The sequence below is a fragment of the Dictyobacter sp. Z7_2 genome (assembly GCF_057551105.1).
Map to the genome: position 1 here is coordinate 5,190,190 of NZ_BAAJPE010000002.1, position 20,480 is coordinate 5,210,669.

The following is a 20,480-nucleotide window of genomic DNA, read 5'->3' on the forward strand; positions in this document are numbered from 1 at the left end:
TTTCTATTAGAATGATATTCTAGAATTGTATTCTAGTCAAGGGTATGCTAAAATAAATTTAAAGATAAGCTTGAGCGATTGCACAATCTGGATGGTCGTTGCACTCTCTGGCGCGTGGTTGCTGCCGATGATAAATGAGAAAAAAAGATGAAGCGAGAAATTTATGAATAGTGCTTCGATACGCAATACGGCGACAGAGGTACGTCGGCGTGCGATCTTACAGGCGGCTCTTGATGCCTATTCGAGCAAGGGCCTTGCCGCGATGACGATGGAAGATATTCGGGTGATCTCGGGGGCCAGTACGGGAAGTATCTATCATCATTTCGAGAACAAAGAAAAGCTGGCGCTGGCCCTCTATCTTGAAGGGCGGAAAGATCTCTATCATCATCTCCATGCAGCTGTGCAGATAAATCATCCGCAAGAAGGCATAAGTGCCCTCATTTATGCCTACATCAGTTGGTATGAGCGTAATCCAGAACTGGGACAATATCTCTTACAGGCAGGAAACGCAGAATATCTGGCCGATCAAGTCAAATCGCTGCGACAGAGCCCCGACTCCTTTGCGATCCAGCTCCAGCAATGGCTGTCCCCTTTTATCGATGCGGGCTTGATCAAGCACCTCCCCGAGCAGGTTTATTTTCCTCTGATCGTGGGACCCAGCAAAGAATTTGTACGTCGCTGGCTGCTGACCGATAGGAATCCGGAAGAGCTACAGGCAGCTTGCGAGATATTCGCAAAGATGGCCTGGATGGCGATCGCAGCGTCCTGACGGCGATTTGTTATTAGTCGTGCTGTATGATGGGAATCTGGATTTCTGTAACGTAACGATCCGGTGTCATAGACTCCGCATGTTGCAGGCGTAACAGGCGTGGTGGCCCGCTGATCTGATGGTCGTTATCTTGTATCCAGCGATGTAAGGCGGCATGCGCTTGACCGATCTTGAGGTCGTTTCCCAGATGGATTGTGCTGGCTATGAGTGAGGCTGGCAATGTGCGGATGCTGATCTGCTCGTTGGCTGCTAACGCGGCGTCCACAGGAATAGCTGTTTCTACATCGATTGCCATCGCATCGCCGTGCCATTCATAGCGTGAGTGTAAGAGGAGTATTGTGGGGTGAGCAGATTCGACATGTTGCTGTTCAAGATATCCTCGGATTGTTTCATAGGGTTTTCCCAGGTCACAACCCATGGGAATAAGTTCGCGGATTGAGGCAATGATCAGGGGTTCAACGTGTTTTAAGCGTATGTCGTATAAAGGCATAGATCCCTCCTGTTCTATGTGATGTAGTCGGACTGCAATACGGATGAGACGAGCTTGTTCTGTCGCGATCATGTGCTGTGTCTGCGCCTGTTTGAGGAGAAGCATTCCACGTAGCTGATCTGTTGAGATATTGTTTTCAATAAGTTGATTGATCTGTTCCAATGGGAACCCCAGGTCCTTGAGCACTATGATTTTGTTCAGCCGTGCAAGCTGATCAAGCGAATAGAAGCGATATCCTGTTTCCTGGTCCAATTTGTTTGGTTTGAGCAGATTACAGTGGTCGTAGTAACGCAACGTGGCAATAGAGACTTGCCCCACGCGAGCAAACTCACCTATTTTGAGTAGCATGGCTCCTCTCATGTGAAATTCTCCTTCTCTGCAAGCATACACTCTCAGCTAAGAAGAGAGTCAAGCTCCAGATATGCCTTATAAAAGAACGTGGTATGATATTATAGTTCTATAGGTAACCGATAAATAATGCGACATCTAGCATGGAGGTTCTATGAATAGAATACGGGATTTTCTTTGGAAATATCTGGGTATGACTCTGGATCGGGAGACGCTTGTGGTGATAGGCATTGTTGTGCTTAGCTGTATTGCAACAGCCGTCTTTGGCATTTTATCGGAGATCATGAATAACTCCGCCTTTCGTATTCTGGCCTTTGTGGCTGCGATCCCCGCTATCATTATCACTATTGGTAGCACTAATAGTGTGATGCAGTGGTCCTTGTCGGATAAAGAGGGACGTCGAGAGGCTGAGGAAAAGATGGCTCTCAAGCAGCTTCAAAGGAGGGTACGTAGCAAGCACTTCCAACGCTACAATCGAGATATTGAACATGAATGAAATTCGTGCTGTTTATGATGATAAATCGATAACTGTCTATCAAGCCTATCAAAAAGCGATTGCTCTGCCGGCGCTGGAAAATAATCGCTTTGTGCCTCCTTTTTCGTTGCAGAGGATGAGTTGGATCAAGCCCTCTTTCCTGTGGCTGATGGAGAGAAGCAATTGGGGCTTGAAATCTGGCCAGGAGATGATCCTGGCTATTCGCATGACACGTCAGGGATGGGAGGAGGCACTTTCGCAGGCTGTCCTGACGTCTTATAGTCCTCAGGTATATCGCCATCATGATGCCTGGGCCGCTGCGTTTGAGAAGGCTGTTGTGCATGTTCAGTGGGACCCTGAACGGACGCTGCGTGGCAAGAGCCTGCCAATGAACAGTATCCAGGTGGGTCTGAGTCGCCACATCATTGAGAAGTATGTCAACGAGTGGACGCTGGAGATTCAGGATGTCACTCCTCTGGTACGGAAGATGTATGGGCTGTTGCAGCAAGGTCAGGAGGCCAAAGCGAGATCGTTCCTTCCCAGGGAACGCGTCTATCCACTCGATCAAGCTCTGGCCAGGAATCTTGGTATGAAGTAGTCATGTGGTTCGGGATTGCGGTTAGTTAAATGTCCGGAGGGGTGAGCCATTCGCGGGGCCTGATGCGGGTCCCGTTTTTGCGCCAGCGCAGGATCAATTTGGGCGCATCATCGAGGTAACGATCGGAGATCCAGGGGGTGTAGGGGATGACGGTGAGTTCGGCGAGCGCGAGCAGGACACGATCATAGTTGACACGCCAGCCCGCGAAATCTCTCCACGCCTGATCTTGATCTGCTTTCATGGGGACTCCGGCTTGCGCTAGCTCAGCCCAGGCGCCATCAAATTCGGCTCGCGTGATGCTGATCGGGTCGTCGGGGGCGGGCATGGGATTAAAGTTGATGTCAAAGATGTTGGCGATTGAGCGTAGAGCGAGATATCCAGCATGGATGCAGAGAGCAGCCTGGGAGTCGCGGGGAATATCCAGGCATGCAAGCGTTAATGCGGCTCCGTCGAGTACGGTACCGGCCGCTCCAACCCAGGAGCGATGGGGCTGTGGCGAGCGTAAGAAGATTAATGGGGTCAATGAGGTATGACTCTCTTCGATATCGATAAACCAGATCTCCCAACGGCTCCAGATCTCTCCCAGGCTTTCGAGGCGTTGGAGCGCGGAGTAGCGCTTGATCATCTTGATCGGTGAGGGGGGCGAGCCCGCACGCGTCTCAAGCATGGTGACGATCGCCTCACGACGCGAAAAGCTGGAGTAGATGGCTGGCAGATAGGAGATTAACATGGCAATGAGAATCAGTCCAATGCTGGCTTCTGAGCAGATTAAGAATGTGCTGGGCCAGTTGTCGGGGATGTCAAAGCCGAGCGTTAGTAGCGCGGAGCCGCTACTGACAAAGGCACTGTACCAGCTCTCCAGGTTGATAGACCATAACATGAAAATATAGCCGATCTGAATGCAGATAAGCCACATGACAAGCAGTCCGATGAGTACGATTGGTCCATATAACTCCAGGACGCGATCACGCTTTTCGTAGGAGGTGGTGCTTCTAAGGCGGAGGTCGAAAATTCCACGCACCAGGATAAAGACTGAGCGGTTGATCATGTCAGGCGCACGGCGTGGGAGTACCAGGGTACGGATGGCCGAGAGTAAGTTAATGATCACTATCGCTGCTCCTAACAAGAAGAGCAGGATACGCATGACGACGAATAGAACAGATAGCATCAAAACAACTCCAGGAAATAGCTATGAGGTAGCATAATCATTTAGGAGAATTATACATCGTTAGCCAATCCTCTCTGAACTCATCCTCTGATTTTCCCTCTTGACCTCGAGTGCACTCTAGGATGTATGCTTTTGTCAGTCCCTAATAGTCAGGAGAGAAGAAATGGATGATGGTTTAACTATCCAGCAAGTTGCGCAAAGAACGGGTCTCAGTATCCATACATTGCGCTATTACGAGCAGTCAGGGCTTCTCCTCTCTGTTCAGCGTTTGCCCAATGGGCATAGGCGCTACGATGAGAGCGATCTGCGATGGATTGATCTCCTGAAATGTTTACGCGCCAGCGCGATGCCGATTAGCGAAATACAACGCTTCACGGAGATGACACAGGAAGGAGCATCGACGGCACATGAGAGGGTTGCGCTTCTGGAGGCTCACCGTGTGAGGGTCGTGGCACAATTAGAGGAGATCCAGCACGCTCTGGTGCGTCTGGATACCAAAATCGATTACTTGCACTCTATTGAAAATGAGGAGGAGCACGATACAGAAAAGGTGAGCGTAAAAATTAAGGCTCTCCTGAACGAGTTGGATATAAGTGGTTTACAGATAGAAAGAGGATAAAATAGTATGACATTGCAATCTAATGCGAAAACCCTTCCCGGCGGAACGTTTACCATGGCCGAAGATCTGACAGTCACACGTATGGGGTATGGGGCGATGCAGTTGGCTGGCCCGCATGTGTTCGGCCCACCGGCCGACCGGGCTGCTGCCGTGGCTGTGCTGCGAGAGGTGGTAGCGATGGGCATCAATCATATCGATACCAGCGACTTTTACGGTCCATATATCACAAATCAGATTATTAAGGAAGCTCTGCATCCCTATCCGCATGAGCTACACATCGTGACCAAAGTTGGATCGATGCGAGATGATAAGGGTGGCTGGCCCCCTGCGCGGGCTCCCCATCAACTACGCCAGGCCGTGCTTGATAATCTGGAGCACCTCGGCCTTGAGGCACTTGACGTCGTCAATCTACGCGTTGGAAGCCCCGAAAGGCCGGTGCCAGGCTCGATCGCTGAATCGTTCACTGTGCTCGCGCAGTTGCAGCAGGAGGGATTGATCAAACATCTCGGTATCAGCACAGTCACCGCCGAGCAGGTGGCCGAAGCACAGTCTATTGCGCCGATCGTGTGCGTGCAGAACCTCTACAATCTCGCTCACCGGGACGACGATGATCTGATCGACTCTCTCGCTGCGCAGAGGATTGCCTTCGTGCCTTACTTTCCGCTCGGTGGCTTCTCTCCATTGCAGTCCGAGACTCTGACGGCCGTTGCGACGCGTCTCGATGCTACCCCCATGGCTGTGGCGCTGGCGTGGTTGTTACAGCGTTCCCCAAATATCCTGCTGATCCCAGGCACCTCATCTGTTGCGCATCTGCGCGACAACGTTAAGGGGGCGGCGCTGACTCTTTCCGAGGATGATCTGAACGAGCTGAATAGCATTGCCTCGTGAGCATCGCTATCGCACATTTTCCCCAGAAGGCAAGCAGAAAGAGGTCGAGCGCAGCGAAGACCTTGTAGCGTCGCACGCTCGCGTGCGATGTCCCACTTGACGTACGATCAGGCAGGCCTACGTGGTGCGCCTAACTCTCGCTTTCTCGTACGAGTCACTGGGACATCGCACGCGAGCGTGCGACGCTACGGTACTTATAGCAATAGATCGAGACTATCATGGTCGCGGGCAGCGCTCATCAGGCATTGAAGCTTGGGCCACCAGTAGCTCCGCGCTGCGCCGTTGGTCTGATCCCAGATAGCTACTTGCAGGAAAAAGAGGATCATCCAGCGGTAGTCCTCGATCAGCTGATCCCAGGTGTAGCTCTCGACTCCGTGCGCGTGGAGCGTGGCCAGATAACGTCGTAAGAGCGTTTCTTCGCGGTTGTGCTCCTGGCGCGGCGCCGAGGGCCAGAAGGAGGCGCACATCATGACGAGATCATACGCGCCAATACCGGTGTAGGGCGATTGCCAATCCATCATGTAGACGATGCCCTGGCCCTCTCTGCGCGGCACCAGAAAATTGGTCAGATAGGCGTCGGTGTGCGTGACGGTTAAGTTCAGATGCGCGGGGAAGCGTTTGCAGAGATAACGCTCCCAGGCTCTGGGCAGCAGGCGGAGTATCTCATTGATGTCGTCCACGATCTGCTGCGGGAGCCAGTTGCCCTCCGCTTTCAGGCAGGATTGCCAGTTCTGTTTGCTCTCCTGGTAATATCTGTGAAAGTGCTCTTCATCTTGAAAATTGGGATCGTGCTCGATGGGGTATGTCCCCAACTGGGGATGATCCCACCAGGCGGCCTGAAAGGCTGCCAGTGTTTCGACGATGTGCTGCAATGTGCTGTCAGAAGGCATTCCTTCTAGCTGGATTTGCTGCTGACGCGTGACCGGGAGGTGATGCGTCGTGCTGAGGTCTTGAAGAAGTAGTAATGAGTTCCCTGTGGATGCATCATACTCGGCCGCAAAATGGGGGATGAGCATGGGCAGCTGTTCGGTGTAGCGGGCGGCGAGTTGATAGAATGCTACCTCCCGGCGACCATCTCCTTTGCCCCAGGGGGTCGGCATGTTTTGCTTGAGGACGAGTTCCGCTGGCAACGCAGGTCTCGCGTCCTCCGAATAGCGCACCAGCAAATGCTGGACATACGAGTTGAAGGCTTCATTTTCGGTTGTCTGTAATCCGATAATGCTCCCCTTCTGGAGGGCACCAGAAGCCTGGAGTATTAGCGTAAGTTCGTGAGGGGTCATCAAAATTATCCTTATCGTCTGCATGATCCCGGCTGGCTGGAGGCAATTTACCGGTATCTTATGCATCATTCTCTTTTGCATGGAGATTGCTCGCTGTTACCAAAGATGGTTTTCGTATGAACATCTCTTCTTTAAAGTATAGCAAAGACTATCTGTACATGCGAATCCCATACCCCCACCCCCTTGAGCGCAGTCATTGGCGCGTCCAGGTGCCGCAGTTGATGGATTGAAAGCCTTTATCGGTGGGCGCGATAGTGATCATCATGGGTATGGTCGTGTTCGCATTTTCGATGATATCCTGTAACGTCCCGCTAAAGCCTCTGGTCCTGGCGAAGTAGCAGCCACTGCGAGTGCTATTTGTGTATGTTCCCGGCTGGATGTCTGTGCCGACGATGTATATGCCGTCACCAAAAGAGGTCTGGCTGGTGGTGATGGCTGAGATGTCGGTGGTCCAGGTGCCGCAGTTGACGGATTGAAAGCCTTTGTCGGTGGGCGCGATGGTGATGATGGCCGGGACGTTGGTGTCGCTGTTGGCGATGATTTCGTCGGGCGTTCCGTTAACACCGCTGAGTCGGGCGTAGTAGCAGTTGGCGGCAGCCTTACGGGTGCGGTACGTTCCCGGCTGGATGTCTTTTCCTACCGTGTGCATTCCATCTCCGAAGGTGATGATTTTGATTGGCGCTTTGGAGGGCGATGCGGTGGGCGATGTCGCTTTGCCGGCTGTGATCGTCGGGGTGACCGTGGCAGTCGCTTTTATCCGTGCGTTGGCGATAATACCAAAGGTGGCTGCTGATACAATAATCAGTATCGCGGCGACGAGCAGGCAGCCAAGGCCGAGCTTGGCGATGTTCTTCTGACGCTTGTACCATGACCAGACTCCTCGACGTGGTTGGGGCGTTTGCCAGGGTGGCTGGTTGTCTGGTCGTGGGGTCGTTGGCGGTATGGGTTGCGTGGGCTGATTGGGGATGGCTGTCTGCTGGGAGAACTGCTGTGGACGCGGGGATAACAGCGAGGGGAAGCTTTGCTGCCCTGGCTGGTCGGGTCGATGCGCTGGCAATGAGGGTAATGATGGGAAGCCGTGCTGGCTCGGATATTTAGGACGAGCTGGTTGTGAGGGTAATGATGGGAAGCTGTGTCGGCTCGGCTGATAATCGGGCTGGTTCGGCTGCTGATTGGGTGGGCCTGGAGGAACATTAGGTTGACCCGGTTGCTGATTGGGCTGGCTTGGCGGCTGGACGTTTTTCCGATAGGGATTATTTTGATCGTTATACATAAATAGGTTCCTCCAGGCATATGCATACATAGAAGCATAGAAATTATTAGTAGTCAGGGTTTGACGAAAAGCAGATGTGGGCCTGCGTAGGGGATGTCGAAGATTGGTCCGTGTGCCACAAATCCATGGCGCTCGTAAAAGTTTTTGGCCTTGATGCGGCCATTGCACCAGATCTCTCCAGGGTGCGTGGCGGCGTGAGCAATCAACGCGCTCAGAATCTGACTTCCGACACTCATGCCACGTGCCTCCTCCAGGACAGCCATACCACGTACTCTCCAACTATAGGGGGCCGTTGTGTTTTCACGCGCATCGGGCACGATCGATCCCACTCCCAGTAGCTGATCATCCTGGAAGTAGCCGATGTGCAGGCTTTCAGCTGCATGGTCAAATGGATATTTGCAAGCTTCAATGGTCAGGGTGGGTCTGAGAATGCGGCGTCTGAGCGGATATGCTTTTTCAATTGGAATGGCGTGCAGGTGATTTTCTGGTACTGACATGCGATAGATCGACTTTCTAGTTCTTATAATTTGAGTTTCTTTCTCTTATATTACTACATTGTGAGTCGTTTTCCTTGACTTTGTGCCAATTTTAACGCATAGTCAAATATATGACTGGTAGTCATCTTTTTAAGGTGCTGTTTCGCTCATGGCGTAAACGTTGGGGGAGCTTGATTGTGCGTCGAGTGGTTCGCTCATGGCGTAAACGCTGAGGAGCTTGATCGTGCGTCGAGTGGGACATCGTGCCCAAGGGCACGACGCTACTTTTGGGTTGTGAGAGGTGCGCGATGCTTTTGCGGCGTTCTGTGATGATGAATGGCTTGTCGATATGGTATGAGGAGGTGCTGGGCGATGGTGAGCCGCTGGTGATGATCCATGGGCTTGCAGAGTCGTCGCGGGTGTGGTATCGCAATGTTCCAGCCCTCGCTGAACATTATCATGTGTATCTGGTTGATCTGCCAGGGTTTGGCTTGCTGAGCCATTTGCGCAGAGATTTTGATCTTCACGCATGTTCGTCCTGGCTCGATGACTGGATGCAGGCGGTGGGACTGGATTCCGCTCATGTGGTGGGACATTCTATGGGAGGCTATGTGGCGATGGCTCTGGCGGCGTTGCGTCGGGAGAAGGTACGGCATCTGGTGCTGGTCGATTCAATTGGCGCTCCTTTCGAGACAAGTAATTTCAGGCGAAATCAGTATCTGGCCTTTAAGGCGATCGGGCGGACGATGCCGTCCTTCTGGCCCTATATCGCTTATGACAGTCTGCGGGCTGGTCCTGCCGTGGTGCTCAAGGCGGCACGACAAATTCTCACACTTGATGCGGCTGAGGTAATTGCATCTGTTCGAGTGCCGACGTTGCTGATCTGGGGCGCTGAAGATGATCTGCTTCCACTCTCCATGAGTCGTCCGCTGCATGAGGGTCTGGTAGGATCGCGGTTGCTGATCCTCGCGCAAGCGAATCATTTCTGTATGTTTGAACAACCTCGTGCGTTTAATGATGCTTTGCTGCGCTTCTTGCAGGGGCAGGAGGTCGGTATAGCGGCGGTTGCTGTGGGCAATGATGCGCCTGGCAAGGCTGATCCAGTGGAGGATTTGTCTATGTTTCATGATGCTGCACGTAAGCAGGTTGTGGCTCTCCCAACAGATGAGCCGCAACCTCTCTCTTCTGAGGTTACGTCGCCCAAAGGCGATGTTGCGGTTCGTCATACACATATCGCGGTGCTGGGTACGGGCTTCTCTGGTCTGGGGATGGCGATCCGCTTGAAACAATCTGGCTACGAGGACTTTCTGGTGCTTGAGCAGGCGAGCGATATAGGTGGTACGTGGCGCGATAATACGTATCCAGGCTGCGCTTGCGATATTCCATCGCAGCTCTATTCTTTTTCCTTTGCACCTAATCCTGAGTGGAGTCATATGTATCCCAGTCAGGCAGAGATCCATGACTATCTACGCCACTGCGCCGATCGCTTTGAGATCTTGCCCCATATCCTGTGGCAGCATGCGGTGCTTGATGCTTCCTGGCACGAAGATGATCAGCGCTGGCATTTGACGACGTCTCAAGGGGAGTTGACCGCCGACATTTTTGTCTGTGGCAATGGGCCGCTGACCGAGCCGTCTTTCCCCGCTATCCCAGGTATCGAGCGCTTTGAGGGGACGATGTTTCATTCGTCTCGCTGGCTTCACGATTACGATCTGCGCGGCCAGCGCGTCGCGGTCGTGGGAACCGGCGCGTCCGCGATCCAATTTGTTCCACGGATACAGCCACTGGTCGAGCATCTGTTCCTTTTTCAACGCACTCCTCCCTGGATCATGCCGCGCCTGGATTATCCGATCCCCGCCAGCGAGCGGACAAAGTTTCGCTACTTTCCTTTACTCCAGCGCCTCAAGCGGCTCAAGATCTATATCAGAAATGAGCGCACGGTGATAGGTTTTATCTATAAACCTGAGTTGATGAAGAATGCGATAAAAATTGCGCAGGCACATCTGGCGCGACAAGTGCCCGATCCCGTTCTGCGAGCCAAATTAACTCCCCACTATGCCATGGGATGCAAGCGGATCTTAATCTCGAACGATTTCTATCCAGCAGTAAGCCGTCCTAACGTCGACGTGATCACAGATCATCTGCGCGAGGTGCGTCCTCACAGCGTTGTGACGATGGATGGGCAGGAGTATGAGGTCGATGCGTTGATCTGCGGTACGGGCTTCCACGTGAACGATACTCAGTTGCCCCAGCATATCTCTGGACGCGATGGGCGGACGCTCACGGAGGCATGGCAGACACAACCCAATGCGTATCTGGGTATGACTGTGGCGGGCTTCCCGAATTTCTTTTTAATGACGGGTCCAAATACAGGCCTGGGACACAATTCGCTCGTCTATATGATCGAGTCTCAGATTGCTTATGTCCTGGATGCTCTGCGTGTGATGGAGCAGCGTCAGGTACGCACGGTCGAGGTACGTCCGGCGGCGCAGGCCGCTTTTAAGGCAGAGATGGAGCGCCGGATGCCGGGGACGATCTGGGCTGCGGGCTGCATGAGCTGGTATCTGGATGCCAGTGGACATAATGCGACGATCTGGCCGGGCTTTACTTTTGAGTATCGCTATCGGACGCGCCGTTTTGACGCTTCGGCTTATGTCTTGCATGAGCTGGCGTCCCATTAGGCGCTACTTTAAAGGTGGATGGCGCTTTGAAAGCACGCGGTGAGAACTGTTGTGCTTTCATGATACACTGGAGGGGGTGTTTTCTGGTACGTGTCTGAAATTAAAGGTATTGGGAAGATGTCATCAAGACAGGCAAAAACTCAGGTGCGCCGCGCTGAACTGCTCAAGGTGGCGCGTCAGGTTCTGGCTGAAAAAGGGTTTGAGGCGACAACCGTCTCCGAGATTGTTTCACGAGCCGGTGTGGCTCAGGGGACGTTTTATCTGTATTTCCCCTCGAAGATCTCTCTGGTGAAGACGCTGGCTGATGAGGTTCAAGGCAATATCGAGCGGGCTCTGCGTGCCTCCTATGCCGAGTCGAGCGCTCTTGACGATATGATCGATAAGAGTGTCGCGTCCGCCTTTCGCATCATGGGCGAGTATCGGGATGTCCTGGCCCTGACTCACTCAGGTATCCACTGGCTTGAAGCCGAAGAGGGCAACTCTCACGTCTTCGCTCCCTATCATGCCCTGATCGCCGAAGCTATCCATCGAGCTCAGCAGGCGGGCGTCGTACGCTCCAGTATTAATCCTGAAGTCACAGCCATCCTGATCGTTGGGGCCATCTACTATGCTGCCGATCAGTGCTATGTCTATCACTCACCGATCGCTCCTGAAGTCTATATCGAGGAGGCCGCCCGCTTTGTACGCCAGTCTCTGGCTGTTTGAAATCTACAGGCAAGAGGATTAATCATCCGTCAGGGCAGCATTACGCAATTTGCCCTGGTAGGTCTCCTTCTTTACATAGATTCTTTTGAATATAACTGTAATAACTGGGATGAGAAGCCAGGAGAAAAAAATAATGGGGGGATTGGGGTTAGGAATGAAAAGCAGCAGAAGTGAAATGAGCAAAAATGTCGGAGTAACTGCTACTGCGGACAATCTAAAGCGAATTGAGCGGATATCGAACTTTTCCTGGATCATGAAATGGTGATGTAAAGCATAATACCAGAGATATAATGAGGCGTATCCACAAATGGCGATGACAAGAGTATAAAGAATCACAGCCAATTGATAATGTCCATATACCTCGATAACATTCGATGCGGCTGGAAAAAAGGCGACAAGGGCTAAAAATAAAAGATTGGCGACGAGGAAATGTCTGTTGACGGATTGAACTAAGCGTAGGAGATGTCGATGGCTCAGCCAGTTACGTGCAATGATGATAAATGTGATCGCATAGAAAATTATCTTGATGAGAAAATCGCCCGTAAAAGTCTGTACGAAATTGTTGGGGGTTAGATTTTCAGGAAGTCGAATATCCAATACCAGCAATGTGATGGCGATCGCGAAGACCCCATCGCTGAGCATCGCGATACGGTCTTCGTTGGCGGATCTGCCATCAGGCAACGGCTCTGTAGGATCAATCCTATTATCAGGCAATCCATTTGATCGGGTTTGCTTTTCTGTTCTCTCCACAAATCTCTCCTGGTAATCTATTTCAATGACGCAATTTTAACATAGCGCCAGAGGATTACGCTAGTAGGTAGCTGTGTGAGGCTATGCCTTTTCTTGCTCGAATATTTGTGTGAGAGCTGATTGCTTAAGCCTTCCTTTTCAAGAGGAAAAGGGAAATGATCGTTGAGGATGCTAGCAGCATCCTCGATATCTTATGAGGGCTCTTTTTCCGTTTTGCGTTCCAGCAGCACGGCAGGGACCTGGCGTGTGATTTTCTCCATAAGATCTGCGAGACTTGGGATTTTTTGTACCTGGAGGCGACCGAGGCGATCCGCCTCTGCGCTGTCCATGACGATGGCTCTGGCCTCGAAGGTTTCTGTGCCCAGTTCAACTGTGACGTCAGGATGCGCGACCAGGTTGTGATACCAACCTGGGTTGGTTGGCGCGCCCCTATTCCCGGCGAAAATGTAGATACGGCCTCCTTCGGACAAGTATGCCAGTGGGAGGGTGCGCGGTTTGCCGCTTTTGGCTCCTTTTGTGGTCAGCAGGAGCAGGGGGGCACCAGCCAATGGACCTCCAACCTTACCTTCGTTCGCCCGGAATTCTTCGATAATCTGACGATCCCAGTCGTTCATGTCTTGTATCTCAGTCATGTATATCTTCCTTGTGATAAAATGTTCTACGCCTCTAGCGCCTTGCAGCAAAGAGAATCCAGGAAAAATCTCTTTTTCGTCCGTTGTAACGACACATTGTTGCAAAGGCATCAGTCCGTTACACTGATAGTGTAGCTCTGACTGGAAGATAAGGCAAGCATCAAATCTTCTCTTTTGTTACGTATGCAACAAAAAGGAAAAAATGTTGCATCAAGCATGTTTTTAGATGTGTCTAGCTGTATTCATATGGAGGTATGTCGATGGAATCATATATCTGGTGGGCTCCTCGCGAACTGATCGGTATCGGTTTAGAGCAACTTCATCTGGTTGAGAACGACCAGGGAGTCGTCGCGGATAGTCTGATGCTGGGTATTGAGGAGGGCGTTCCTTTTCGTCTCGGATATATGGTGCGTGTAGATAGTAATTGGAATGTGCGAGAATGTCGCTTGCAGGTTGGGGGCGAGGGTGGTAAGCAGGTGCACCTGTTCGCTGATGGCAAAGGCCATTGGACCGATGAGGCTGGTGTTGCCAATTCATTTCTGGATGGATGTCTGGAGATCGATATTTCGCGCACTCCCTTCACTAATACGTTGCCCATTCGTCGTCTGGGACTCACTGAGGGTGAGAGTGCGGAGATTCTGGTGGTCTACATTTCTGTGCCTGATCTCAGTATTCGACCGGTGCGACAGCGCTATACGTGTCTCTCGGACATGGCCTCGGAGGGGATGTATCGCTATGAGGGCCTGGAGGGTAATTCATCGTTTGACTTGCCGGTAGATGCTCAGGGATTGGTAGTGGATTATCCGGGTATCTGGCAACGGGTGAGATGATAGTCCCGGAGATGCATCTTCTCTTGACAGACGATCGAGTTATACTTATACTTCATATAAGATAAATGACTGACTGTCAGTCATTTTTGTGCGGTTTGCGGCGCGATCTGCGCGAATTTTGAGCTGTGTTCAGGCTTTCGTCTCTCTGACTGTGCTGTGAGAGAGCGAAGATGGAAAAAGGAGTTTCCTATGAATACTCAAGATAGGGCACGTCAGGACCCCTTTGAAGGCTGGCAGAACTGGTCGAAGTTTCGGCTCTGGCGCCATACCCGACCTTTCTGGGGCTCTCTTTTAATGATGCTGGGTGCGGCTATCATGCTTGGAGACGCAGTCTTCTTCTTATCGCTTGCCTTCCTCGCGCAATCGCTCTGGGCAGCTATTCTGGTTGGAGGTCTGCTACTGGTGATGGGGTTGATTCCGCTTTTTTTGCCCGCCCATGCCGTGATTACGGGCTCGATTGGAATTGTCCTCTCGCTTGTCTCGCTGTTGGTCGCGTCCTTCGGTGGCTGCGGCATCGGTCTGCTGCTCGGCGTGATTGGGAGCGCGCTCTGTATCGCCTGGCGTCCCGTGGAACGCTCCCGATTGGTTCCTGCTGCCCTCTTACCAACTCCATCGGCCCAATCAGACTCTCCGGGCTGATCCCTTTCTTCCTGCGCTTGATTTTTTGTGTGATTTTAGCTTGGATATCGATAGTGCGATCTATGACACGTATACAAAGGAGCATACTGGTATGTCACTGAGCCTCGATACGCCGATGATTGGACAGACCAATCGCAAGGTTTTTTGGACGATTTTCCTGGTCGCTCTGCTGATCCTGGTTGTGATGGTGACGATGGTGTCGCAAGGCGCTGTAGCTGCCGCCGCTGCTATCCCGGTGCCATTTGTGGTGAAGGGACGGACCTTACAGGGGAGCAACTTCCATCTTTATCCGGGAGTGTCCGGCGCAGATAACTCGACGCCCGTCGGCGTTGTCCAGATGGATACGACTATCACTGACTTGCAGATCATTAAGAGCTTTAGCGTCCCCATTTTTGGCAATGTTACGCTGACTTTGAGTGCCGGTGCCAGTACTCCTGTGAATATCAAGGGGCTGACGGTCGATTCTACCGGAATGACCCTTGAGCAGGCACAATTCCAGAATATGTCGATTAATGCCGCCGGTAAGGAAGGCTTCGAGATTAGCTCAGGGAGCGCGACGTTTACCAATGCGACGATCAATACGCCGTATCTGTTGATCAATAGTATCACGCTGCCTGGCCTCTCAATCGCCTTGAGCCACTAGCCAGTGGCTTTGATCACCATTCATTGATTGATGCATAGATGATAGGTTGCAATCTGGCGAAGAGTTTTCCCCTGGTTACATTGCTCTTCGCTCTCCCCCCTTGAGGAAAACAGGTCGCTATGGATAGAAATAAGGTAGCAAGCACTTACTATAGAAAAATCTGTCTGGTCCTGGTCACAGCTTTTCTGGTTAGCAATGTTCTTTTTATGCTGCCCGCGTTCGCCAGCACCTCCGTCGAGGCATCACAGCAGGCGCTGAGTGGCAGTACGTCTGCTGAAAAGCTGTGCCTCCCTGTGCCGATACCCGTTCCTACTGTAAAACTTATCCCTATCCCGATCTGTACACCTACGCCCAAAGCGACAGCAACTCCAGGCGTCACTCCCACAGCCACAGCGACGCCAACTCCGATACCGACTACCATCTCTCTACCAGGCATCACTCCCACGGCAACCGTGACATTACCTCCTCTGCCAATACCGTCCGCTACGCCGATACACAGAGGAACTGTGACCCCAACGCCGACTGCGACAGCATCTCCAACACCTCCATCAACCCTGACCCCAACAGCGACACCGCCTCCAGGCTCAACTGGTCCACTACCACAACTGTCGGCCAGCGGGACCTTTACGCTCACCGCTTCAAAGATCGTGGGAACCAACGCTCGCTTGAGTCGGGCTGATCCTCTGCATCCGATCTTGAGTTTCTCAACTGTCAGCATCCAGGATATGAAACTTACCTACCTCTCCATCGTCCTCAGTGCCGGTGGAAGCGTCTTTGGGAGCGGCGCTGCCATCAAAACATCGGTGTTTCAGGAGTTTATTACTGCTCTGGGGAGCTTTACCAATAAAGCTGATCTGCTGATCCTGCTGGCCGGCGGTACGGTCAAGACTCTGACCATGACACATGTGAGGTTGCAGGTCGATCGCTCTATCGATATGCAGTCGATCACGATCAATGGTCTGACAGTCAGTTGAGAGGAAAGAAACGCTCTTGAAACGCTGTCAAAACGCCCTCTAATGTTCTACCACCTTACTTTCCAATCCTCTATACTCTTCTATAGGTTTTGTAATAGCACCTTTTCATTACTTGGTGTGGTAAGAACTGTAAAGTGTAGTTATAACGATGCTTGCATGTCTAAAATCTTCAAGCTACTCGCCTCAGTCTCTGGGTGGGAAATGAGAAAGCCCCGATTGAATAGCATGATGGTTGACAGTGATTTGTGTGTATCGTATAGTTTTAATTGCATTATTTGCTAGTAAATAGGTGTAATACCGATGGCTTTGAGGTCTATGGCGCGACTGCTATTGTGCATTTTTGTTGGTCCAAAGATAAGATAAGGATATTTTTTATGGTAAATAATGATTTAACTTTTGAGCAAGGCAATAATAAGCAGGCATTGGTGATCGGAGCGGGTATGGCCGGCCTGCTTGCTGCTCGCACGCTTTCTGATTATTATGAGGATGTTCTGGTTGTCGAGCGCGATGCTTTTCCTGACAGCCTGGAGACACGTGCAGGTACGCCGCAGGCGTTTCATGTGCATCGGATTCTGCCACGCGGCAAGATGATCCTGGAGGGCTTTTTCCCTGGCTATGTTGACGATTTAATTGCGGCTGGAGCCTATCCGGTACTGGGAAAGCTGGCGCGGATGGTGAATCCTAATGGAATGTATAGAGCCTATCAGCCAGAAAAAGATGCCTCCTGTAGCCGGGCGCTGCTTGAGTGGGAGGTGCGTCAACGCGTGCAGGCTTTATCGAATGTGCGCTTTCTGGCGAATAAAGAGGTGATTGGATTGCAGGTTACTCTCGATAATACGCGCGTTTCAGGTGTCTATCTGCGCGAGCGTGGACAGCTTGATGAGCGTACGGCGGTCTCAGCCGATCTGGTGGTCGATGCCAGTGGACGCTCGTCCAAACTGTCGCAGTGGCTTCAGGAGCTGGATTATGTCCTACCAGCCGAGGCACATGTCAGGGCGGATATCGGCTATAGTACGTCTTATTATAAGACCTCTCCCGAGACGATGGATGCCGTTGGAACTATGGTGATCGATGAGATTCCGGCTGAGGGAAGAAGTGGTGTGGGTATCTCGCCGATCGAACATGATACGTTGTGGGTGACGCTCTTTTCTACCGGCGGCAAGTATCCAGCGCTTGATGTGGAGGGCTTTGAGCAGGAAATCGCGCAGCTTCCCCGTCTCGGTGAAGAGCTTGCCGCTGCCTTGAAAAAGTCTGAAGCTTTGACTCCCCCTCGCGGCTATCGCGTGCCCGTTTCGGTACGTCATCACTACGAGCAGGCGGAGCGCTGGCCCGCTGGTCTGCTGGCTGTCGGAGATGCGTTCTGCCACTTTGATCCGATCTATGGACAGGGTATGACAGTGGCGGCCATCGAAGCGGAGGCGCTCGCAGTTTCTCTGGAAGCTCAAAGGAGCGATCCTCAGCCAGATTTCGAACGCAGAACATTACAGCGCCTGCACAATGCGCTTTCTCCAGCCTGGTGGCTCAGTGCGATCTCTGATCTGCGCAATCCCCGTACAACGTATGAGGGACCCGATAAACCTCAGGATGTGGCACTAATCCATCGCTATCTCGATCTGTACTATATCTATGCTCAGGAGCATCCGGTCGAGGACGAACTTGTCCTGAAATCCCCTCAGCCCACGCTCGTCAAATTTATCCTGCTCAACGGGTTGACTATTCCTCCTGCGGCGGTTTTTAATGCTCCTACGCTCTCCCTGCTCCTCGAGGCCGAAGCCGCTTCCGCAGGATCTCAGGAACTGCATGAGCTCGTCGCAACATATCAGTTGTCGCCCGCCGAGATCATTGAGAAGGTCGTTCCTGCTTTTGCATTCTCGTTCCCTGGTCCCGCGGGGAGCGGCGCTGCGTAGTCTGGTTGTAGGTATAAAGGGATACACCTCTTCGCTACTGTCTTAATTCATGGTGAAGAGGTGTATCCTTTTTTTGCTGGTTGTCAAGATTGGGTGTGTGCTCTGTGAGAGGGATGTCCCAGTCGATTTTGTAGTCATAGATCCAGCGGACGGATTTTGAGGTGCCGAAGATGGTGAGGAAAACGGCTGTCATTTGATCGCGCCACCATGTCTGTAGTGTGCCCGATGCGTGCTTGCCGGCGTCTCCGTTGATGCCCTGCGTGAGCATTTTTTTTACCCGCTCTTGACGGAGTTGTGCGTAGGTCTCAAAGGCTTGCTCTGTCTCTGGGATGTCGCGCAGGCATTTGGCCAGGATGGCGGCGTCCTCGAGGGCCATCGACGCTCCTTGTCCTGAGCTGGATGAGATGGCGTGGGCGGCGTCTCCCGCCAGCACGACTGATCCTTTGTGCCAGGTCGGTGGCTCTGGGAGGATGTAGGTTGGAAATTCAGGAATGATGGTTTCGGCCGCTTGAATGATCTCTCTGATATATGGTTGATCATCGCGGAACAGTTCAAGCAAGTGTTGTTTCTGTTTGTCGGGAGTGCCTTCTGTTGGCGCGTTCTTTGTCTCGTGCGCTGTCGTCTCGGCGGCGTAGGGGTAGTTGACAAACCAGTCGATCTCCTTGGAGGCGAGGATGTGATAGCCGAAAAATGCTCGCTTGCCGAAGATGAAGTGGAAGGTGTTGTCGGTTGGTGCCAGGTCTAAGCTGTAGGTGTAGCCGCCGCGATTCATTAATCCCGTGGCGACTGCTCCAGGATAGGTCGGGGGGATGAGCTGACGTGTGCGCGAGTGGACACCATCACAGCCGATCAGGAGATCTCCGCTGGCCTGTGTGCCATCCTGGAAGGTGGCAATCACGCCTCCTTGTTCTGTCTGCTCGATGGCTTGTAGCTTCTTGCCATGCATTATTTTGATACCCTGGCGCTCGGCTTCGTCGGAGAGGATCTGTCCCAGAGGGACACGCTTGATGAAGATGCTTTTTTCTCCTGCTCCCGCTAATGGCATCGCGGCAAGCTGTCTCCCTTTCCCATTCCACATCACGGCTCTGGTGATTGGAGAACCTTCTGCAAAGGTTGGCGTGTCAAGTGAGAGCATTTTGAGCACCGCCACGCCGTTGCTGGCGAGCGATAAAGCGTAACCCTCGGCTGTTGTCCGCGCTTCATAGATCTCTGACTCAATTCCTGCTCGCTTGAGAAAGAGTGCTAAGGTTGGGCCGGTGAGTCCGCATCCAACGATCAACGCTTTTTTATGACTGTTTGGCATCGTGATTTCCTTTCTTGATGTCTTCTTGCTCTTTCTATTCTTCCTGCTTTGATGACATATCGGCCTGTTTCTGTTCCCTGGCCTCTTCACTGCCCAGCAACGCCAGCTCTGGATGCGTGACCTTCCAGACCTGTTGTCCATCGCGCTGTTCGGTCAGTGTGCCATCGCCGATCTCGCGGATGAGGTGTGCAATAAAGGAGGTCTTTGCTTCGAGTATCGCTAACGTGTAGAGATTCTCTATGAGGAAGAGACGATCTACTCTGAGTCTGTTCGCTTCCTTAATCCCCTCCTCCTCGTGGCTGATCTGCTCCTGAAGGAAACTCGTGTGCTCCTGGAGCAGCTTCACAACATCCTGCGGCGTGAGATGTCCGATGAATGCCAGTCCAGCCGCAAATTGTGTGTATTCTGTCGCTGGCTGACGGATCAGTGAGCGTAGCCAGTCAAAGAATTCAGTCTGTCCAGACTCGGTTGTCCCGTAGATGGTCCGCTCCGGATAACGTCCCTCACGCTGCGTCTCCACAGCAATTATCCATCCTTCGCGCTGCAACGCCTCGATCGTCGAGTAGAGCGAGCTCTGGTTCAACTTGATTACTCCTGCTAGCCCGCGTTCACGCATCACAGAGGACATCTCGTAGGTGTGCATGGGACGCTCCGTCAGTAGCGATAAGACGGCCAGTGCTAAGAGGTTTGAGACTTTGCGCTTCGCCATATATCTATTCCTTGCCAAACTATTTCTGACTCGACTAGTTGATATGGGAATAATATCTCATGAAGCAATATTTGTCAATGGGATGGACAATTTATGGAGAGGAGGAGGATCTATGCTGCTTTATTTACCTTTGGTGTGCGGCCTTAACCGTGAGCTGAGCTTGCCATCAGGCAGTACAGTTAGGATATGATTATATACAAGTCTTACGATACCCAGATAAACATAAATAATTATGCGATGCTCTTGATAGCCAGATTTGCTATTAAGACAAAATATCTTGCCACACACCAAAATTTTAGGTATGTTCATATTATATAGTAATA

The 20,480-nt window shown here is 52.1% G+C and carries 21 protein-coding genes; 12 read left to right on the forward strand and 9 right to left on the reverse strand.

Annotation, left to right across the window (positions count from 1 at the left end; translation table 11 throughout):
- Positions 1 to 163 precede the first annotated feature (163 nt).
- Positions 164 to 769 (forward strand): TetR/AcrR family transcriptional regulator, encoded by a 606-nt coding sequence (locus AC27N8_RS35210; protein WP_487074402.1) that lies wholly within the window; start codon positions 164 to 166, stop codon positions 767 to 769.
- A 13-nt stretch (positions 770 to 782) separates the two neighbouring features.
- Here AC27N8_RS35210 and AC27N8_RS35215 read toward each other — a convergent pair whose 3' ends face one another.
- Entirely contained in the window at positions 783 to 1,619 is an 837-nt protein-coding gene (locus AC27N8_RS35215; RefSeq protein WP_487074404.1) for a MerR family transcriptional regulator, read from the reverse strand.
- Positions 1,620 to 1,761: 142 nt separating this feature from the next.
- On the opposite strand from AC27N8_RS35215, the gene AC27N8_RS35220 reads away from it, so the two are divergent.
- Together AC27N8_RS35220 and AC27N8_RS35225 are read left to right on the forward strand one after the other, a co-directional pair.
- Positions 1,762 to 2,103 carry a hypothetical protein gene (locus tag AC27N8_RS35220; protein WP_487074406.1) on the forward strand — a complete coding sequence of 114 codons (342 nt, stop codon included), beginning with the start codon at positions 1,762 to 1,764 and terminating at the stop codon, positions 2,101 to 2,103.
- Positions 2,096 to 2,680, forward strand: a complete 585-nt coding sequence (locus tag AC27N8_RS35225; protein ID WP_487074408.1) for a DUF4291 domain-containing protein — start codon at positions 2,096 to 2,098, stop codon at positions 2,678 to 2,680. Before AC27N8_RS35220 ends, AC27N8_RS35225 begins: the two co-directional genes overlap by 8 nt.
- Before the next feature lie 25 nt (positions 2,681 to 2,705).
- On the opposite strand, the gene AC27N8_RS35230 is transcribed toward AC27N8_RS35225, so the two are convergent.
- The gene (locus tag AC27N8_RS35230; protein WP_487074410.1) at positions 2,706 to 3,848 is read right to left on the reverse strand and encodes a hypothetical protein; all 1,143 of its coding nucleotides are present in this window, start codon (positions 3,846 to 3,848) and stop codon (positions 2,706 to 2,708) included.
- A 163-nt stretch (positions 3,849 to 4,011) separates the two neighbouring features.
- Between AC27N8_RS35230 and AC27N8_RS35235 the strand changes: the two genes are divergently transcribed.
- Positions 4,012 to 4,467 carry a MerR family transcriptional regulator gene (locus tag AC27N8_RS35235; RefSeq protein WP_487074412.1) on the forward strand — a complete coding sequence of 152 codons (456 nt, stop codon included), beginning with the start codon at positions 4,012 to 4,014 and terminating at the stop codon, positions 4,465 to 4,467.
- Positions 4,468 to 4,473: 6 nt separating this feature from the next.
- Positions 4,474 to 5,355 (forward strand): aldo/keto reductase family oxidoreductase, encoded by an 882-nt coding sequence (locus tag AC27N8_RS35240; RefSeq protein ID WP_487074414.1) that lies wholly within the window; start codon positions 4,474 to 4,476, stop codon positions 5,353 to 5,355.
- Between the two features lie 194 nt (positions 5,356 to 5,549).
- Here AC27N8_RS35240 and AC27N8_RS35245 read toward each other — a convergent pair whose 3' ends face one another.
- The 3 genes from AC27N8_RS35245 to AC27N8_RS35255 form a co-directional block, all read right to left on the reverse strand.
- Positions 5,550 to 6,635: a phosphotransferase gene (locus tag AC27N8_RS35245; RefSeq protein WP_487074416.1), complete on the reverse strand. Its 1,086-nt coding sequence runs from the start codon at positions 6,633 to 6,635 to the stop codon at positions 5,550 to 5,552.
- A 193-nt stretch (positions 6,636 to 6,828) separates the two neighbouring features.
- Entirely contained in the window at positions 6,829 to 7,908 is a 1,080-nt protein-coding gene (locus AC27N8_RS35250; protein ID WP_487074418.1) for an Rv1352/Rv1906c domain-containing protein, read from the reverse strand.
- A gap of 53 nt (positions 7,909 to 7,961) precedes the next feature.
- On the reverse strand, positions 7,962 to 8,405 hold the full coding sequence (locus AC27N8_RS35255; protein WP_487074420.1) for a GNAT family N-acetyltransferase: 444 nt from the start codon (positions 8,403 to 8,405) through the stop codon (positions 7,962 to 7,964).
- 287 nt (positions 8,406 to 8,692) lie between these two features.
- Here AC27N8_RS35255 and AC27N8_RS35260 point away from each other — a divergent pair, with 287 nt between their 5' ends.
- Both AC27N8_RS35260 and AC27N8_RS35265 read left to right on the forward strand, forming a co-directional pair.
- Positions 8,693 to 11,065 (forward strand): alpha/beta fold hydrolase, encoded by a 2,373-nt coding sequence (locus tag AC27N8_RS35260; protein WP_487074422.1) that lies wholly within the window; start codon positions 8,693 to 8,695, stop codon positions 11,063 to 11,065.
- Positions 11,066 to 11,182: 117 nt separating this feature from the next.
- Positions 11,183 to 11,770 (forward strand): TetR/AcrR family transcriptional regulator, encoded by a 588-nt coding sequence (locus AC27N8_RS35265; RefSeq protein ID WP_487074424.1) that lies wholly within the window; start codon positions 11,183 to 11,185, stop codon positions 11,768 to 11,770.
- 18 nt (positions 11,771 to 11,788) lie between these two features.
- Here AC27N8_RS35265 and AC27N8_RS35270 read toward each other — a convergent pair whose 3' ends face one another.
- A complete protein-coding gene (locus AC27N8_RS35270; RefSeq protein WP_487074426.1) occupies positions 11,789 to 12,520 on the reverse strand; it encodes a TMEM175 family protein in 732 nt (243 codons plus the stop codon).
- Between the two features lie 191 nt (positions 12,521 to 12,711).
- Positions 12,712 to 13,152 carry a nitroreductase/quinone reductase family protein gene (locus tag AC27N8_RS35275; RefSeq protein WP_487074428.1) on the reverse strand — a complete coding sequence of 147 codons (441 nt, stop codon included), beginning with the start codon at positions 13,150 to 13,152 and terminating at the stop codon, positions 12,712 to 12,714.
- A 260-nt stretch (positions 13,153 to 13,412) separates the two neighbouring features.
- On the opposite strand from AC27N8_RS35275, the gene AC27N8_RS35280 reads away from it, so the two are divergent.
- The 5 genes from AC27N8_RS35280 (at position 13,413) to AC27N8_RS35300 (ending at position 18,145) form a co-directional block, all read left to right on the forward strand.
- The gene (locus AC27N8_RS35280; protein ID WP_487074430.1) at positions 13,413 to 13,982 is read left to right on the forward strand and encodes a putative glycolipid-binding domain-containing protein; all 570 of its coding nucleotides are present in this window, start codon (positions 13,413 to 13,415) and stop codon (positions 13,980 to 13,982) included.
- A 189-nt stretch (positions 13,983 to 14,171) separates the two neighbouring features.
- The gene (locus tag AC27N8_RS35285) at positions 14,172 to 14,621 is read left to right on the forward strand and encodes a DUF6114 domain-containing protein (protein WP_487074432.1); all 450 of its coding nucleotides are present in this window, start codon (positions 14,172 to 14,174) and stop codon (positions 14,619 to 14,621) included.
- A 91-nt stretch (positions 14,622 to 14,712) separates the two neighbouring features.
- Positions 14,713 to 15,264, forward strand: a complete 552-nt coding sequence (locus tag AC27N8_RS35290) for a DUF6230 family protein (RefSeq protein ID WP_487074434.1) — start codon at positions 14,713 to 14,715, stop codon at positions 15,262 to 15,264.
- Between the two features lie 119 nt (positions 15,265 to 15,383).
- Positions 15,384 to 16,238, forward strand: a complete 855-nt coding sequence (locus AC27N8_RS35295; protein WP_487074436.1) for a hypothetical protein — start codon at positions 15,384 to 15,386, stop codon at positions 16,236 to 16,238.
- A 374-nt stretch (positions 16,239 to 16,612) separates the two neighbouring features.
- Complete coding sequence (locus AC27N8_RS35300; RefSeq protein WP_487074438.1) at positions 16,613 to 18,145, forward strand: FAD-dependent oxidoreductase; 1,533 nt, start codon at positions 16,613 to 16,615, stop codon at positions 18,143 to 18,145.
- Between the two features lie 34 nt (positions 18,146 to 18,179).
- Here AC27N8_RS35300 and AC27N8_RS35305 read toward each other — a convergent pair whose 3' ends face one another.
- Together AC27N8_RS35305 and AC27N8_RS35310 are read right to left on the reverse strand one after the other, a co-directional pair.
- Positions 18,180 to 19,448: an FAD-dependent oxidoreductase gene (locus tag AC27N8_RS35305; RefSeq protein ID WP_487074440.1), complete on the reverse strand. Its 1,269-nt coding sequence runs from the start codon at positions 19,446 to 19,448 to the stop codon at positions 18,180 to 18,182.
- Positions 19,449 to 19,482: 34 nt separating this feature from the next.
- Positions 19,483 to 20,157, reverse strand: a complete 675-nt coding sequence (locus AC27N8_RS35310) for a PadR family transcriptional regulator (RefSeq protein WP_487074442.1) — start codon at positions 20,155 to 20,157, stop codon at positions 19,483 to 19,485.
- Positions 20,158 to 20,480 lie beyond the last annotated feature (323 nt).

Excerpts from the sequence above, each read along its gene's own strand:
- AC27N8_RS35245 (WP_487074416.1), bottom strand. The coding sequence starts at position 6,635 with ATGACCCCTCACGAACTTACGCTAATACTCCAGGCTTCTGGTGCCCTC.
- AC27N8_RS35235 (WP_487074412.1), top strand. The coding sequence starts at position 4,012 with ATGGATGATGGTTTAACTATCCAGCAAGTTGCGCAAAGAACGGGTCTC.
- AC27N8_RS35275 (WP_487074428.1), bottom strand. The coding sequence starts at position 13,152 with ATGACTGAGATACAAGACATGAACGACTGGGATCGTCAGATTATCGAA.
- AC27N8_RS35300 (WP_487074438.1), top strand. The coding sequence starts at position 16,613 with ATGGTAAATAATGATTTAACTTTTGAGCAAGGCAATAATAAGCAGGCA.
- AC27N8_RS35295 (WP_487074436.1), top strand. The coding sequence starts at position 15,384 with ATGGATAGAAATAAGGTAGCAAGCACTTACTATAGAAAAATCTGTCTG.
- AC27N8_RS35310 (WP_487074442.1), bottom strand. The coding sequence starts at position 20,157 with ATGGCGAAGCGCAAAGTCTCAAACCTCTTAGCACTGGCCGTCTTATCG.
- AC27N8_RS35290 (WP_487074434.1), top strand. The coding sequence starts at position 14,713 with ATGTCACTGAGCCTCGATACGCCGATGATTGGACAGACCAATCGCAAG.
- AC27N8_RS35305 (WP_487074440.1), bottom strand. The coding sequence starts at position 19,448 with ATGCCAAACAGTCATAAAAAAGCGTTGATCGTTGGATGCGGACTCACC.
- AC27N8_RS35230 (WP_487074410.1), bottom strand. The coding sequence starts at position 3,848 with ATGCTATCTGTTCTATTCGTCGTCATGCGTATCCTGCTCTTCTTGTTA.
- AC27N8_RS35220 (WP_487074406.1), top strand. The coding sequence starts at position 1,762 with ATGAATAGAATACGGGATTTTCTTTGGAAATATCTGGGTATGACTCTG.
- AC27N8_RS35260 (WP_487074422.1), top strand. The coding sequence starts at position 8,693 with ATGCTTTTGCGGCGTTCTGTGATGATGAATGGCTTGTCGATATGGTAT.
- AC27N8_RS35215 (WP_487074404.1), bottom strand. The coding sequence starts at position 1,619 with ATGAGAGGAGCCATGCTACTCAAAATAGGTGAGTTTGCTCGCGTGGGG.
- AC27N8_RS35285 (WP_487074432.1), top strand. The coding sequence starts at position 14,172 with ATGAATACTCAAGATAGGGCACGTCAGGACCCCTTTGAAGGCTGGCAG.
- AC27N8_RS35210 (WP_487074402.1), top strand. The coding sequence starts at position 164 with ATGAATAGTGCTTCGATACGCAATACGGCGACAGAGGTACGTCGGCGT.
- AC27N8_RS35225 (WP_487074408.1), top strand. The coding sequence starts at position 2,096 with ATGAATGAAATTCGTGCTGTTTATGATGATAAATCGATAACTGTCTAT.
- AC27N8_RS35265 (WP_487074424.1), top strand. The coding sequence starts at position 11,183 with ATGTCATCAAGACAGGCAAAAACTCAGGTGCGCCGCGCTGAACTGCTC.
- AC27N8_RS35240 (WP_487074414.1), top strand. The coding sequence starts at position 4,474 with ATGACATTGCAATCTAATGCGAAAACCCTTCCCGGCGGAACGTTTACC.
- AC27N8_RS35255 (WP_487074420.1), bottom strand. The coding sequence starts at position 8,405 with ATGTCAGTACCAGAAAATCACCTGCACGCCATTCCAATTGAAAAAGCA.
- AC27N8_RS35280 (WP_487074430.1), top strand. The coding sequence starts at position 13,413 with ATGGAATCATATATCTGGTGGGCTCCTCGCGAACTGATCGGTATCGGT.
- AC27N8_RS35250 (WP_487074418.1), bottom strand. The coding sequence starts at position 7,908 with ATGTATAACGATCAAAATAATCCCTATCGGAAAAACGTCCAGCCGCCA.